General features: G+C 68.9%; 12 protein-coding genes and 1 riboswitch. Of the genes, 9 read left to right on the plus strand and 3 right to left on the minus strand.

The annotated features are described in order from the left end of the window. Positions 1–53 precede the first annotated feature (53 nt). From flhA to metF, 7 genes are all read left to right on the plus strand, one after another. Positions 54–2156 carry a flagellar biosynthesis protein FlhA gene (gene flhA / locus HWX00_RS24310; protein ID WP_059559372.1) on the plus strand — a complete coding sequence of 701 codons (2103 nt, stop codon included), beginning with the start codon at positions 54–56 and terminating at the stop codon, positions 2154–2156. After that, positions 2153–3934: a flagellar biosynthesis GTPase FlhF gene (flhF, locus tag HWX00_RS24315; RefSeq protein WP_059559370.1), complete on the plus strand. Its 1782-nt coding sequence runs from the start codon at positions 2153–2155 to the stop codon at positions 3932–3934. The genes flhA and flhF overlap by 4 nt, the downstream gene beginning before the upstream one ends. After that, positions 3927–4745 (plus strand): nucleotide-binding protein, encoded by an 819-nt coding sequence (locus tag HWX00_RS24320; RefSeq protein WP_034188071.1) that lies wholly within the window; start codon positions 3927–3929, stop codon positions 4743–4745. The genes flhF and HWX00_RS24320 overlap by 8 nt, the downstream gene beginning before the upstream one ends. Before the next feature lie 22 nt (positions 4746–4767). Further along, positions 4768–5502 carry an RNA polymerase sigma factor FliA gene (locus HWX00_RS24325; protein ID WP_034188070.1) on the plus strand — a complete coding sequence of 245 codons (735 nt, stop codon included), beginning with the start codon at positions 4768–4770 and terminating at the stop codon, positions 5500–5502. Between the two features lie 101 nt (positions 5503–5603). After that, positions 5604–5728: riboswitch (S-adenosyl-L-homocysteine riboswitch) on the plus strand. A gap of 32 nt (positions 5729–5760) precedes the next feature. After that, positions 5761–7179 (plus strand): adenosylhomocysteinase, encoded by a 1419-nt coding sequence (gene ahcY / locus HWX00_RS24330; RefSeq protein WP_034188069.1) that lies wholly within the window; start codon positions 5761–5763, stop codon positions 7177–7179. 164 nt (positions 7180–7343) lie between these two features. After that, entirely contained in the window at positions 7344–7697 is a 354-nt protein-coding gene (locus HWX00_RS24335) for a phage holin family protein (protein WP_006477367.1), read from the plus strand. 19 nt (positions 7698–7716) lie between these two features. Continuing rightward, complete coding sequence (gene metF, locus HWX00_RS24340; protein WP_034188068.1) at positions 7717–8547, plus strand: methylenetetrahydrofolate reductase [NAD(P)H]; 831 nt, start codon at positions 7717–7719, stop codon at positions 8545–8547. Between the two features lie 87 nt (positions 8548–8634). On the opposite strand, the gene HWX00_RS24345 is transcribed toward metF, so the two are convergent. Both HWX00_RS24345 and HWX00_RS24350 read right to left on the minus strand, forming a co-directional pair. Then, a complete protein-coding gene (locus tag HWX00_RS24345) occupies positions 8635–10113 on the minus strand; it encodes an amidase (protein WP_175028546.1) in 1479 nt (492 codons plus the stop codon). A gap of 81 nt (positions 10114–10194) precedes the next feature. After that, entirely contained in the window at positions 10195–10887 is a 693-nt protein-coding gene (locus HWX00_RS24350) for a dienelactone hydrolase family protein (RefSeq protein ID WP_175028531.1), read from the minus strand. A gap of 224 nt (positions 10888–11111) precedes the next feature. Between HWX00_RS24350 and HWX00_RS24355 the strand changes: the two genes are divergently transcribed. Continuing rightward, positions 11112–12191, plus strand: a complete 1080-nt coding sequence (locus HWX00_RS24355; protein ID WP_059559365.1) for an NAD(P)H-dependent flavin oxidoreductase — start codon at positions 11112–11114, stop codon at positions 12189–12191. A 419-nt stretch (positions 12192–12610) separates the two neighbouring features. After that, the gene (locus HWX00_RS24360; RefSeq protein ID WP_034188065.1) at positions 12611–13753 is read left to right on the plus strand and encodes a branched-chain amino acid ABC transporter substrate-binding protein; all 1143 of its coding nucleotides are present in this window, start codon (positions 12611–12613) and stop codon (positions 13751–13753) included. A 104-nt stretch (positions 13754–13857) separates the two neighbouring features. Here HWX00_RS24360 and HWX00_RS24365 read toward each other — a convergent pair whose 3' ends face one another. Next, positions 13858–15075, minus strand: a complete 1218-nt coding sequence (locus tag HWX00_RS24365; protein ID WP_175028532.1) for an MFS transporter — start codon at positions 15073–15075, stop codon at positions 13858–13860. Positions 15076–15260: the final 185 nt, after the last annotated feature.

Genomic DNA, 15260 nt, shown 5'->3' on the forward strand with positions numbered 1-15260 from the left:
GCGCCGTTCCCCGTAGCGGCTACCGCCCCTGACGCGGCCCGGCCGGAGGCAGCATGAGCACCCCGACCACCGGCCTGTTCGCCAAGCGCCAGAACCCGTTCGCCGGCACGAACCTGCGCGCGCTCGCGGGCCCGATCCTCATCTGCATGATTCTGGGGATGATGATCCTGCCGCTGCCGCCGATGCTGCTGGATCTGCTGTTCACGTTCAACATCGCGCTGTCGGTGATGGTGCTGCTCGTCAGCATGTACACGATGAAGCCGCTCGACTTCGCGGCGTTCCCGAGCGTGCTGCTGTTCTCGACGCTGCTGCGCCTGTCGCTGAACGTCGCGTCGACGCGCGTCGTGCTGCTCGAGGGCCACACCGGGCCGGACGCCGCCGGCCAGGTGATCGAGGCGTTCGGCCACTTCCTCGTCGGCGGCAATTTCGCGGTCGGCATCGTCGTGTTCGTGATCCTGATGATCATCAACTTCATGGTGATCACGAAGGGCGCGGGGCGGATCGCCGAAGTGTCCGCGCGCTTCACGCTCGACGCGATGCCCGGCAAGCAGATGGCGATCGACGCCGACCTGAACGCGGGCCTCATCAACGAGGAACAGGCGCGCAAGCGGCGTCTCGCCGTGTCGCAGGAAGCCGAGTTCTACGGGTCGATGGACGGCGCGTCGAAGTTCGTGCGCGGCGATGCGATCGCCGGCCTGATCATCATGGCGATCAACGTGATCGGCGGGCTGATCGTCGGGATGGTCCAGCACGACATGTCGTTCGCCGCGGCCGGCACGAACTACACGCTGCTGACGATCGGCGACGGCCTCGTCGCGCAGATCCCGTCGCTCGTGATCTCGACTGCAGCCGGCGTGATCGTGTCGCGTGTCGCGACCGACGAGGACATCGGCACGCAGATCACCGGCCAACTGTTCACGAACCCGCGCGTGCTGACGATCACCGGCGTGATCATCGTGGTCATGGGGCTGATCCCCGGGATGCCGCACTTCGCGTTTCTCGCGCTCGGCGGCGGCGCGATCTGGCTGGCCCGCACGCTGACCCGGCGCGCGGCGGCCCGCAAGGCGGCCGGCGACGTGACCGACATCGCGCCGCCCGCGGTGCTGCCGTCCGACAGCCACGAGGCAACCTGGGACGACGTGCAGCTGATCGATCCGCTCGGCCTCGAAGTCGGCTACCGGCTGATCCCGCTTGTCGACAAGGGCAGCGACGGCGAGCTGCTCAAGCGCATCAAGAGCATCCGCAAGAAATTCGCGCAGGAAATCGGCTTCCTGCCGCCGGTGATCCATATCCGCGACAACCTCGAGCTGCGGCCGAATGCGTACCGGATCGCGCTGAAGGGCGTCGAGATCGGCGTCGGCGAAGTGTTCCCGGGCCAGTGGCTCGCGATCAACCCGGGCCAGGTGACGGCCGCGCTGCCGGGCGCGGTCACGCAGGATCCCGCGTTCGGGCTGCCGGCCGTGTGGATCGACGTCGCGCTGCGCGAGCAGGCGCAGGTGTACGGCTACACGGTGGTCGACGCGAGCACGGTCGTCGCGACGCACCTGAACCATCTCGTCGTCCAGCATGCGGCCGAACTGCTCGGCCGCCAGGAAGTGCAGGCGCTCATCGAGCGCACCGGCAAGGACGCGCCGTCGCTCGTCGAGGACCTCGTGCCGAAGACGATCTCGCTGACGACGCTGCAGAAGGTGCTGCAGAACCTGCTCGAGGAAGGCGTGCCGATCCGCGACATGCGCACGATCCTCGAGGCCGTGTCCGAACACGCGGGCCGCGGCGACGCGTACGAGATCACGGCCGCGGTGCGGCTCTCGCTCGGCCGCGCGATCACGCAGCAGTGGTATCCGGGCGCCGGCGAAATGCAGGTGATGGGCCTCGATGCGAATCTCGAGCGCGTGCTGTCGCAGGCGCTCGCCACCGGCGCGAACCCGGGCCTCGAACCCGGCCTCGCGCACAACCTTCTGACCGGCACGCAGCAAGCGATGCTGCGTCAACAGAATCTCGGGCTGCCGCCCGTGCTGCTCGTGCAGCACGCGCTGCGCGCGATGCTCGCGCGTTTCCTGCGCCGCAGCCTGCCGCAATTGAAAGTGCTGTCGTATGCCGAAGTGCCGGACACACGCACGATCAAGGTCGTTAACGTCATCGGGGGTTCCGCTTGAACATTCGCAAATTCACCGGCGCAACGAGCCGCGACGCACTTCGTCTCGTGCGCGAGGCGCTCGGCGCCGACGCGGTCGTGCTGTCGAACCGCACGCTCGATGACGGCAGCGTCGAAATCGTTGCACTCGCCGATTCGGACCTGGCCGCGGTGACGCCGCCGGCCGCCCGCTCGCGCCTCGCCACGCCGCGCCTGCCGGAATCCGTGCCGGCCGCCGCCGTGCCGGGCATCGTGTCGCGCCCGGGCGCGGTACCGGCGCGCCCGGTCATGAATCCTTATGCCGCCGGCGAAGGCGGGCTGCCGGACGTGTTCTCGTCCGTGTTCGGCGCGAGCGCCGACGCGGAGGAGCCGGACGCGCACGCGTCGGCGCTCGATGCGGATGCGCCGGCCATGCCGCCGGCTGCGGCCTCGCCGCCGATCGCCACGTCCGCCGCCGGCATCGCCGCCGACACCCCGGCCGCCGGCGCGGCCGAACCTGCCCCCTGGCTGGTCGAGCACGCGAAGCGCCTGACGCAGCAGCGCGACGCGCTGATCGCACGCGCGCAGGCGCCGGCCACGCCGCCCGCGAGCGCACCCGCGCCGCAGGCCGCCGCGCGCGCGACGCCGCCCGACTGGGCGCGCGACATCGTGCGCGACGCCGAGCGCCGGATGCCGGCCGCCTCCCGCGCGCCCGACACGGGCGCCGCGCACGCGGCAAAGACGGCCGAGCGCGCGCGCCTGTCCGCCGACACGGCCGCCGCGGTGGCCGACGCGGTGAAGTCGCGCATCGAGCGGATCGTCAACGACACGGTGATGCAGGAACTCGGCGAACTGCGCGGGATGATGGAAGAGCAGTTCGACAGCCTGAAGTGGCACGACCGCCAGCGTCGCAGCGCCGTGCACGGCGCGCTGACGAAGCACCTGTTCGCGGCCGGTTTCTCCGCGCAGCTCGTGCGGATGCTGGTCGACAACCTGCCGTCCGGCGACGGCACGCAGACCTTCGAACAGGCCGCCGAATGGGCGCAGTCGGTGCTCGCGTCGAACCTGCCGGTGCTCGACAGCGAGGATGCGCTGATGGAGCGCGGCGGCGTGTTCGCGCTGATGGGGCCGACGGGCGTCGGCAAGACGACCACCACCGCGAAGCTGGCCGCGCGCTGCGTGATGCGCTTCGGCGCGAGCAAGGTCGCGCTGCTGACCACCGACAGCTACCGGATCGGCGGCCACGAGCAGTTGCGCATCTTCGGCAAGATCCTCGGCGTGCCGGTGCACGCGGTGAAGGATGCGGGCGATCTCGCGCTCGCGCTGTCCGAGCTGCGCAACAAGCACATCGTGCTGATCGACACGATCGGCATGAGCCAGCGCGACCGCGCGGTGTCCGACCAGATCGCGATGCTGCACGGCGCGAACGCGCCGGTGCAGCGCTTGCTGCTGCTCAACGCGACGAGCCACGGCGACACGCTCAACGAAGTCGTGCAGGCATACCGCAGCGCGGGCGAGCATCCGCACGCGGCATCCTCCGATCTCGCCGGCTGCATCCTCACGAAGCTCGACGAGGCGACCCACCTCGGCGGCGTGCTCGACACGGTGATCCGCTACAAGCTGCCGGTCCACTACGTGTCGACCGGCCAGAAGGTGCCGGAGAACCTGTACGTCGCCTCGACCAAATTCCTGCTGAAGAGCGCGTTCTGTGTGCCGCGCGACGGCTCCCCCTTCGTGCCGCAAGACGAGGACATGCCGACGCTGCTTTCCGCACTGACCGCACGTTCCACCGCCGAGCTGCACGAGGTGCGATTTGGATAAACGGATCATCGACCAGGCCGAAGGGCTGCGGCGCCTGCTGGCCGGGCGCGCGTCGCGCATCGTCGCGGTGACGGGCGGGCCGACGGGGGTGGGCTGCACGTCCGCCATCGTGAATCTGGCGACGGCGCTTGCGTCGCTCGGCAAGGACGTGCTCGTCGTCGACGAACGCGCCGACGTGCATTCGGCCAGCGCGACCCTGGCGGGCGCGTGGCTGCGCGACGGCGAACGCACGCGGGTGGCCGCCGGCTTCGGCCTGTGCGCGGCCGCGCGGCTCGCGCGTGCCGGCTACAGCGACGCGCAGTTGAGCGATTTCATCGACGGCCCGGCCGACATCGTGCTGGTCGACGCGCAGCTCGGCGCCGACGGTTCGTTCTCGGCGCTCGCCCGCGAGGCCCACGACGTGCTGGTCGTCACGCGGGTCGCCGCGCAGGCGATCACCGAGGCGTACGCATGCATGAAGCGGCTGCATTTCGCGCACGCGTTCGCGCAGTTCCGCGTGCTGACCAATCACGTCGGCAGCCACGCGGACGCGAAGACGGCCTTCGACAACCTCGCGGGCGTCGCGAGCCGCTACCTGACCGTGTCGATCGCCGACGCGGGCTGCGTGAGCGCCGATCCGCTCGTCGAGCATGCGCGCGAACTGATGCACGCGGTGGTCGATGCGTTCCCGTCGTCGCCGGCCGCGCGCGACTACCGGCAGATTGCCGCCGACCTGCTGTACTGGCCGATGCGCCCGCGGCCGGGCACGGGGCGCGCGGTCCACGCGGGCGGCAAGCCGTCGTATGAGGCCGGCGCGGCACACGCCGCGTGAGCGCCACCGGAAGGAGAGAGCCATGATGTACAACGCTCAAGGAAAGATGTCCCAAGCCGACGTGCTCGCGCAATATGCGCCGCTCGTGCGTCGCCTCGGGCTGCAGCTCGTCGCGAAGATGCCGGCGAGCGTCGACCTCGACGATCTGATCCAGGCCGGCATGATCGGCCTGATGGACGCGGCCGGCCGCTACAAGGAAGACCAGGGCGCGCAGTTCGAGACCTACGCGACGCAGCGCATCCGCGGCGCGATGCTCGACGAGCTGCGCAGCAACGACTGGCTGCCGCGCAGCCTGCGCAAGACGTCGCGCGAGGTCGAGCACGCGGTGCACCAGGTCGAGCAGCATCTCGGCCGCTCGGCGAGCGAGACCGAGATCGCCGAGCACCTGAAGATGCCGCTCGACGAATACCAGGGGATGCTGCAGGACCTGCACGGCAGCCAGCTCATCTACTACGAGGATTTCGACCGCGCGGCCGACGACGAGCCGTTTCTCGACCGCTATCGCGTCGATCACGCCGATCCGCTGTCGGCGCTGCTCGACGAGCACCTGCGCGAGGCGCTCGTCGAGGCGATCGAGCGGCTGCCGGAGCGCGAGAAGCTGCTGATGTCGCTGTACTACGAACGGGGTCTGAATCTGCGCGAGATCGGCGCGGTGCTCGAAGTGAGCGAGTCGCGCGTGTGCCAGCTGCACAGCCAGGCCGTCGCGCGCCTGCGCGCGCGGCTGCGCGAACAGGCCTGGGTCGGCGCGGAGTCCTGACCCTGTCAGGGCGGCCACGCGCGCCGACGCCGCGCGCTTGTGCCGTGCTTGCGTCGCGGTGCTCGCGCATTTTGCGCGCCGATTTGCTACAATCCCCTCCGTTTTCCGAGGAGCGTTGCGACGGACCGTCCGTGTCCGCCAGGCTCGGAAGGCTTCACCAAGCAGCCGTGCGGCGCGTTCAGCGATCGTCGCGCCGGCCCCGCTTCCTGAACGGCGCTCACGTCACCAATCTAGAACTTTTTTAGAAAGGAGGGCGTGATGAACGCCATTATCGATTCCAAGGCTTCCCACGATTACGTCGTCGCCGACATGGCACTGGCCGGCTGGGGCCGCAAGGAACTCAACATCGCCGAGACCGAAATGCCGGGCCTCGTGCAGATCCGCGACGAATACAAGGCGCAGCAGCCGCTGAAGGGCGCGCGCATCGCCGGTTCGCTGCACATGACGATCCAGACGGGCGTGCTGATCGAGACGCTGAAGGCGCTCGGCGCGGACGTCCGCTGGGCCTCGTGCAACATCTTCTCGACGCAGGATCACGCCGCGGCCGCGATCGTCGAAGCCGGCACGCCGGTGTTCGCGTTCAAGGGCGAGTCGCTCGACGAATACTGGGAGTTCTCGCACCGCATCTTCGAATGGCCGAACGGCGAATTCGCGAACATGATCCTGGACGACGGCGGCGACGCAACGCTGCTGCTGATCCTCGGCGCGAAGGCCGAGAAGGACCGTTCGGTGATCGCGAAGCCGACCAACGAGGAAGAAGTCGCGCTGTACAAGTCGATCGCGAAGCACCTCGACATCGATGCGACCTGGTACTCGAAGCGCCTCGCGCACATCAAGGGCGTGACCGAGGAAACCACGACCGGCGTGCACCGCCTGTACCAGATGGAAAAGGACGGCCGCCTGCCGTTCCCGGCGTTCAACGTGAACGATTCGGTCACGAAGTCGAAGTTCGACAACCTGTACGGCTGCCGCGAATCGCTGGTCGACGGCATCAAGCGCGCGACCGACGTGATGATCGCGGGCAAGGTCGCGGTCGTCGCGGGCTACGGCGACGTGGGCAAGGGCTGCGCGCAGTCGCTGCGCGGCCTGGGCGCGACCGTGTGGGTCACCGAAATCGATCCGATCTGCGCGCTGCAGGCGGCGATGGAAGGCTACCGCGTCGTGACGATGGAATACGCGGCCGACAAGGCCGACATCTTCGTGACGGCGACCGGCAACTACCACGTGATCAACCACGATCACATGAAGGCGATGCGCCACAACGCGATCGTCTGCAACATCGGCCACTTCGACTCGGAAATCGACGTCGCGTCGACGCGCCAGTACCAGTGGGAAAACATCAAGCCGCAGGTCGACCACATCATCTTCCCGGACGGCAAGCGCGTGATCCTGCTGGCGGAAGGCCGCCTCGTGAACCTCGGCTGCGCGACCGGCCACCCGTCGTTCGTGATGTCGAACTCGTTCGCGAACCAGACGCTCGCGCAGATCGAGCTGTTCGTGCGCGGCAACGAGTACGAGAACAAGGTGTACGTGCTGCCGAAGCATCTCGATGAAAAGGTCGCGCGCCTGCACCTCGCGCGCATCGGCGCGAACCTGTCCGTGCTGTCGGACGAGCAGGCTTCGTACATCGGCGTGCAGAAGGACGGCCCGTTCAAGCCGAACCACTACCGCTACTGATGCGTCGCGGCCGCCGCCGTGCCGTGCGCGCCCCGCTGCGGGACGCACGGTGCGGCAGCGGCCCGGCGCCGGATCGCCGGCTTGCCGCGCGGCGCCTTCGGGCCCGCGCGGCGGCCGGCGGCGGCCACTGATCGTACAGATCGACAACCGAACCGGAGCACTCCATGAGCGTCATCCTCACCTGGGTCATCAACGCGCTCGCGCTGCTGATCATCACGTATCTCGTGCCGTCGATCCACATCAAGAGCTTCGGCACCGCGCTGATCATCGCGGTCGTGCTCGGCCTGATCAACACGGTGATCCGTCCGGTGCTGATCCTGCTGACGCTGCCCGTGACGATCGTCACGCTGGGGGTGTTCATCCTCGTCGTGAACGCGCTGTGCTTCTGGTTCGCGTCGTCGCTGCTGAAGGGCTTCGAGGTGTCGGGATTCTGGTCCGCGTTCTTCGGGTCGATCCTGTACAGCATCGTGTCGTGGCTGCTGTCCGCCCTGATCTTCGGCCAGCGCGACATCGGCTGAGGGCTGAACCCACCGAATCATGAAACCGATCGAACTCTCGTTTGAATTCTTCCCGCCGAAGACGGCGGACGGCGTCGAAAAGCTGCGCGCGACGCGTGCGCAACTGCTGCCGCTGAAGCCGAAATTCGTCTCCGTGACGTTCGGCGCCGGCGGCTCGACGCAGCAGGGCACGCTCGATACCGTGCTCGACATGCAGAAGGACGGCCTCGAGGCCGCGCCGCACCTGTCGTGCATCGGCTCGTCGCGCGACAGCCTGCGCGCGATCCTCGACCAGTACCGCTCGCACGGCATCCGGCACATCGTCGCGCTGCGCGGCGACCTGCCGTCGGGTATGGGCGAGGTCGGCGAGCTGCGTTATGCGTCCGAGCTCGTCAGCTTCATCCGCGCCGAGCATGGCGACTGGTTCCACATCGAAGTCGCCGGCTACCCGGAGTATCACCCGCAGTCGCGTTCGCCGAAGGCCGATCTCGAGAATTTCGCGCGCAAGGTGAAAGCCGGCGCGAATTCCGCGATCACGCAGTACTTCTTCAACGCCGACGCGTATTTCCGCTTCGTCGACGATACGCGCAAGCTGGGCGTGGACGTGCCGATCGTGCCGGGCATCATGCCGATCACGAACTTCTCGCAGCTGATGCGCTTCTCCGAGATGTGCGGCGCCGAAGTGCCGCGCTGGGTCGCGCGCCGGCTCGAAAGCTTCGGCGACGATCGCGAGTCGATCCGCGCGTTCGGCGCGGACGTCGTCACGGGCCTGTGCCAGCGCCTGATCGATGCGGGCGTGCCTGGGCTGCATTTCTATACGCTGAACGCAGCGACCGCCACGCGGACGATCTGCGAACGGCTCGCCGTGTAAGCGCGGTCGCGCGGTTGCATGCGCCAAAACCCCGCCGGGTTCCCGGCGGGGTTTTTTTTCGTGACGCGTGGCGCAAGCGCCGGCGCGTCAGCGCTGCGCCTGCATCAGCGGCGGGCGGCGATCGAACCACGGCCGCGCCTGCTCGAGCTGCCGCGCGAGCCTGAGCAGCAGCGCGTCGTCGGCGTGGCGCGCGGCGAACTGCACGCCGATCGGCAGCCCGCGCGCATTCCAGTAGAGCGGCACCGACATCGCCGGCTGGCCGGTCAGGTTGAACAGCTCGGTACAGCCGGCCCACGCGAACGCCTTTTCCGACGACTTCGCGAGCATTTCCTTCAGCAGCGGCTTGACGGGCAGCGCGGCGACCAGCTTCATCTGCGCGGATTCGAACGGCGTCGGCTGCAGCTCGCCGATCTTCACCGGCGGCGCCGCGAGCGACGCGCACAGGATCGCGTCGTAGCGCGAGACGAGACCGGAAACCTGCACGGTCAGCTGGCGCTGCCATTCGAGCACGTCCGGCAGGCGCGTGCGGGCGAGGCGCCGGCCGACCACGGCCATCGCCCACGTCGCGGCCTCGAATTCGCCGCGCCGCGGCGTGCGGCCGGTCAATGCGCGCGCGCCGAGCACCATCTCCTCGGCGATCGTCGCCCACAGCGTGAGGAAGGTTTCGGCGGCGCGGGCGTAGTCGACGTTCAGCGTCGCCGGTTCGACATGGTGACCGAGCGATTCGAGCAGCGCGGCCGCATCGTCGAGCGCCGCCCGCGTGTCGTCGGCGAGTGCCGGCGCGAGCATCGGATCGACGACGAAGCCGATCCGCAGCGGGCCGGGCGGCGTGTCGATCGCGCGGAGGAAGGTGCCCGGCGCGCCGGCCGGCAGCGTCTGGCCGGTCGTCACGTCGAGCAGCAGCGCGCTGTCGCGCACGCTGCGCGACACCGCATGCTGGACGACGAGTTCGCCGTTCGACGGCTGGTCGACGAGCACCGGGTTGCGGCTCGGCTTCAGGCCGAACAGCCCGCAGCACGACGCGGGAATCCGGATCGAGCCGCCGCCGTCGGACGCATGCGCGAGCGGCACGATGCCGGCCGCGACCGCCGCCGCGGCGCCGCCGCTCGAGCCGCCGGGCGTGTGGTCGAGATTCCACGGGTTGCGGCACGCGCCGAACAGCTCGGGTTCGGTGTACGGCATCTGGCCGATTTCCGACGTGTTGGTCTTGCCGAACAGGTTCAGGCCCGCCGCGCGGCTGCGCGCGATCACCGGGGAATCGTCGGCCGGCACGAAATAGCGGTAGTGCCGGCTGCCCATCGACAGCGGCAGCCCGGCGACCGCCGCGCCGAGATCCTTGACGAGATAAGGCACGCCCGCGAACGGCGCATCGGCGCCGGGTTCGGGCGCGGCGCCCGCGCGCTGGCGCGCGGCTTCGTAGTCCTGCAGCACGATCGCGTTGATCGCGCCGTTGACCGCTTCGGCCTGCCCGATCGCGGCGTCGAGCAGTTCGCGCGGGCTGGCCTTGCGGCCGCGCACGAGCGCCGCGAGGCCGATCGCGTCATGCGCGAGATAGTCCGAGTGCATCGCTGTCACCCCCGTTGTGACTCGTGGCGATGAGGGGAGCATAACGCGGGCCCGGTGCGCCGGGCCCGCGGCCGGGCATGTTTACAGGTGCTCGGCGAGGAACGTCAGCGTGCGGCCGTGCGCGAGCGCCGCCGCGCGCTGGTTGTACGACGCGCGGTCCGTGCAGTTGAAGCCGTGCTCGGCGCCCGCGTACACGTGGAAGGACGCGTGGCCATGGCCGGCGAACGCGGCCTTCACCGCATCGACGGCCGTGATCGGAATCCCGTGATCGTTTTCCGCGTAGTGGAACAGGATCGGCTGCGTGACCTTGCCGGCCAGGTCGAGCGCGTTCTGGATGCCGCCGCCGTAGTAGGACACGGCCGCGTCGAGCTTGCCGGTCGCGGCCGCGCGGTATGCGAGCTGGCCGCCGAAGCAGTAGCCGATCGCGGCGACCTTGCCGGCTACTTCGGGGCGGGCGCGCAACGCGTCGGCCGCCGCGCCGATGTCGGCAACCGCGAGACCCACGTCGGTCTTCTTCATCAGCTCGATGCCCTTGTCGCGATCCGCGCCTTCGTAGGTCAGCTCGACGCGCGGCTGCGTGCGCCAGAACACGTCCGGCGCGAGCGCGACGAAGCCGTCGGACGCGTACTGGTCGGCGACCGCGCGGATGTGCGCGTTCACGCCGAAGATCTCCTGGATGATGATGACGGCAGGGCCCTTGCCGCGCTTGGGCAGCGCGAGATAGCCGCCGAAGCTGTCGTTACCGGTCGGGATGTCGATCCATTGGGCAGTCACGTTCTGAACTCCTGGCGAACGGGATGCGCGATGCGCACCCCGGGGTGAAAGAGGGCGGCCTAGTGTGCCACCAATCGCCGGGTGCTGCAGCGCACGCGCCGGCTTCTCGCGCAGCGATCGTTTCGATCTCGATTATTCATTTTTCGGCGCCGAGCGGCTTCGATAGAGTCGATGTACCGGCATTTACAAAGCGCTTTCGCGCATCGTTCATCGAAGGATTCGCCATGTCTGCCCGTCTGTTTGCCACGCCCTTTTCCGAACGCTTCGGCCTGCGCCTGCCGCTCGTGCAGGCGCCGATGGTCGGCGCGACCACGACCGCGATGGTCGCCGCCGCATCGAACGCGGGCGCGCTCGGCAGCCTCGGCGCCGCCGCGTTCGCGCCCGAGCGCCTCGCCACCGAAGTCGACGCCATTCGCGCGGCGACCGATCGCCCGTTCGCGGTCAACCTGTTCGTGCTGCCGGACGCCACGCCCGACGCGGCGACCGTCGCGCGCGCACTGGCCGCGATCGACCCGCTGAACGCGGCGCTCGGCTTGCCGCCGGGCACCGCGCCGGCCCGCTACGCGCCCGACTTCCGCGCGCAGCTCGACGCGCTCGTCGCGCTGCGCGTGCCGGTCGCGAGCTTCACGTTCGGCGTGCTCGACGCGGCCGACGTCGCGCGGCTGAAGGCGGCCGGCACCTATGTGATCGGCACCGCGACGCACGTGGCCGAAGGGCTCGCGTGGCAGGCGGCCGGCGCCGACGCGCTGTCCGCGCAGGGCGCCGAGGCGGGCGGCCATCGCGGCACGTTCATCGGTTGCGCCGACGATGCGCTGATCGGCACGCTCGCGCTCGTGCCGCAGCTCGTCGACGCGACCGGCCTGCCCGTGCTCGCCGCGGGCGGCATCATGGACGGCCGCGGGATCGCGGCCGCGCTCGCGCTCGGCGCGCAGGGCGCCCAGCTCGGCACCGCGTTCCTCACCTGCATGGAAAGCGCGATCGCGGCGGACTGGAAGGCGCGCCTGCTCGCGAGCACCGATACGTCGACGCAGGTCACCCGTGCGATCACCGGCCGCCATGCGCGCGGGTTGCGCAACACGCTGATGGCGCGGCTCGGCGCACACGTGGCCGACGTCGCGCCGTACCCGGTGCAGAACGCGCTGACGCAGCCGCTGCGTCAGGCCGCCGCGCGCGCGAACGACGGCGACTACCTGTCGCTGTGGGCCGGACAGGGCGCGCCGCTCGCGCGGCGCCGCGGCGATGCGCTGACGACGTCGCAGCTCGTCGCGGCGCTCGATGCCGAATGGCGCGCATCGGCCGCCTGAATGGTTCATGCCGGACGACGAAGCGCGCGTGTTGTCACGCGCGTTTCATTCAATGATCCCGGGCACAAAATACCGAATCGAAATGACCCGGGAATCTTTTGAATCGATCTGTCGGGAAGCTGCCGGAAATTAGCGGAAACCCTTATCCGGCGGGGCTTGCGGCGATATTCGAGTCACCCTTCCAAAGTGCGCATATCGGTAGTGTTACCACTACCCCAAAAAAGTCCCACAAATTAATTTGATCGCCTACACTTGCGCGCAAGTACGGACGGGGGCGGCTGCTAAAAGCGGCTGTTTTCACGTGCTTGAGGCCAAGTGCATGAACGATGCATCCGGCGAATCGTCCAGTGATTGCAAACACAGGGATGGCAGCGGGGCACCGGGCGATGGCGTTTATTGGGACCGAACTGGAGACTTACATGAATATCAAGATGCAAAAGCTGTTGCCGATCACCGCCGCAGCAATGCTGTGCGCTGCAGCTGCAAGCAACGCGTCCGCCGATCAAGTCGTCAAGATCGGCCACGTCGCGCCGTTGACGGGCGGCATTGCACACCTGGGCAAGGACAACGAAAACGGTGCGCGTCTCGCAGTCGAGGAGATCAACGCGAAGGGTCTCACGATCGGCGGCCAGAAGATCACGCTGCAACTCGACCCGCAGGATGACGCGGCCGACCCGCGGCAGGCCACGCAGGTTGCGCAGAAGCTCGTCGACGACAAGGTCGTCGCCGTGGTCGGCCACCTGAACTCGGGCACGTCGATCCCGGCCTCGAAGATCTACAGCGATGCGGGCATCGTGCAGATCTCGCCGTCGGCGACCAACCCGGCCTATACGCAGCAAGGCTTCAAGACCACGTACCGCGTGGTCGCGACCGATGCGCAACAGGGCCCGGCACTGGCGAACTACGCGCACTCGAAGGGCATCAAGAGCGTGGCGGTGGTCGACGATTCGACCGCATACGGCCAGGGTCTCGCGAACGAGTTCGAGAAGAAGGCGAAGGCGCTCGGCCTGAAGGTGATGTCGCATGACGCGACGAACGACAAGGCGGTCGACTTCCGCGCGATTCTGACCAAGATCAAGGGCGAGAACCCCGACGCGATCATGTACGGCGGCATGGACGCCACCGGCGGCCCGTTCGCGAAACAGGCGAAGCAGCTCGGCCTGCGCGCGAAGATCTTCGCGGGCGACGGCGTGTGCACGGAAAAGCTGGCCGACCTGGCCGGCGATGCGACCGACAACGTGGTGTGCTCGGAAGCCGGTGCCTCGCTCGAGAAGATGGCGGGCGGCGCGGCGTTCAAGGCGAAGTACGAGAAGCGCTTCGGCCAGCCGATCCAGATCTACGCACCGTTCACGTATGACGCCGTGTACATCATCGTCGACGCGATGAAGCGCGCGAACTCGACGGACCCGGCGAAGATCCTCGCGGCGATGCCGACGACGAACTACTCGGGCGTGATCGGCACGACGACCTTCGACTCGAAGGGCGACCTGCAGCACGGCGTGATCTCGCTGTACAACTACAAGGGCGGCAAGAAGTCGCTGCTCGACGAAGTGAAGATGTAACGCGACAAGCGGTCAACAGAAGGGGTGAAAACGCGCATGCGGCAACGCATGCGCGTTTTCTTTTGGTTTTCTTTGGGCCGTTCGGGGCGGTGTGCGTCGTACCGTCAGATCTTCAGATGGGCGAGCACCCTCGGCGCGACGAGCGCGACGAGTGCCGCGCACAGCGCGACGACCGACAGGCCGATCGTCAGGTTCGCGGCCTGCGCGACCGCACCGATCACGACCGGACCGAACAGCAGTCCGAAATACGCGAGCCCCGCCACGTGCGCGAGCCCTTCGGCCGCGTGGATGCCCTTCACGCGCGCGGCGGCCGCGAACAGCACGGGCATCATGTTCGCGAGGCCGAGGCCCATCAGCGTGAAGCCGGTCAGCACCGCGGCCGGATTCGGCAGCAGCAGCGCACCGATCATCCCCGCGCATGCGAGCGACGCGCTCGCGAATACGAGCTGCGGCGCGCCGAAGCGCGCACGCACGGCGTCGCCCGCGAAGCGCGCGACGGCCATCCCGCCCGAGAACGCGGCATACGCGGCGCTCGCGAGCGCGGGGCTCGCCGCGACGACGTCGCGCATGTAGACCGTCGCCCAGTCGTACATCGCGCCTTCGGCGACCAGTGCGATCAGCGCGATGCCGCCGAGCATCCACAACGCGGGCGAGCGCCAGCGGTTGCCGCCGCCGTGCGCGTGTTCGTGGTGCGGCACGTGCGGCAGCACGGCCGGGCTGGCGGCCACGAGCACCGCCGCGCTCACGGCCGCCGCGAGTGCGAGGTGCACGGCCGGCGCCATGCCCGCCGACAGCAGCGCGCCGCCGGCGGCCGCGCCCGCCATCCCGCCGATGCTGAACATCCCGTGCAGCGACGACATGATCGGCTTGCCGAGCGCGATCTCGACCGCGCTCGCCTCGGCGTTCATCGCGACGTCGAGCGTGGCCATCGAGAAGCCGAACAGCGCGAGCACCGCGAGCAGCATCCAGTAGTCGGGCACGACGAGGATCAGCGCCGCGCACGCTGACATCACGAGCCCGCCGGCGAGGCACGCGGTGCGCGAGCCGACGCGGGTGATCCAGTGCGCGATGGTCAGCATCGCGGCGATCGATCCGCCGGCGACCGCGAACAGCGCGATCGACAGCAGGCCGGGGCTCAGCGCGAACTTGTCGCGCACGGTCGGCACGTGCACGCCCCAGGACGCGTACATCATGCCGGCGACGAAGAACAGCGCCATCGACGCCGTGCGCGCGCGCTGGAGGGCCGGCAGCGGCAGCACGCGGTGCGCGTCGGGCGGCGCGGCGAACGGGGACGACGATTCGGGAGAAGAGGATTCGGACACGGAAAGGCTCGCCAGGAGAAATGCGCGGACGCACGCGGCGTCCGTCGGAATCGTCCGATTCTATCGAACCGCTTACGATCGTGCCGGGCACTGCCGTTCGGCCGACGATCGGACGGCCGGGCCGCATTGGCCATTCGGTCGATGCGCGGCGCGTCGCGCCGGCGGGTAACATCGAATCGTATGCG

The organism is Burkholderia seminalis DSM 23518, assembly GCF_902832885.1.
GTDB classification, from domain to species: Bacteria; Pseudomonadota; Gammaproteobacteria; order Burkholderiales; family Burkholderiaceae; genus Burkholderia; species Burkholderia seminalis.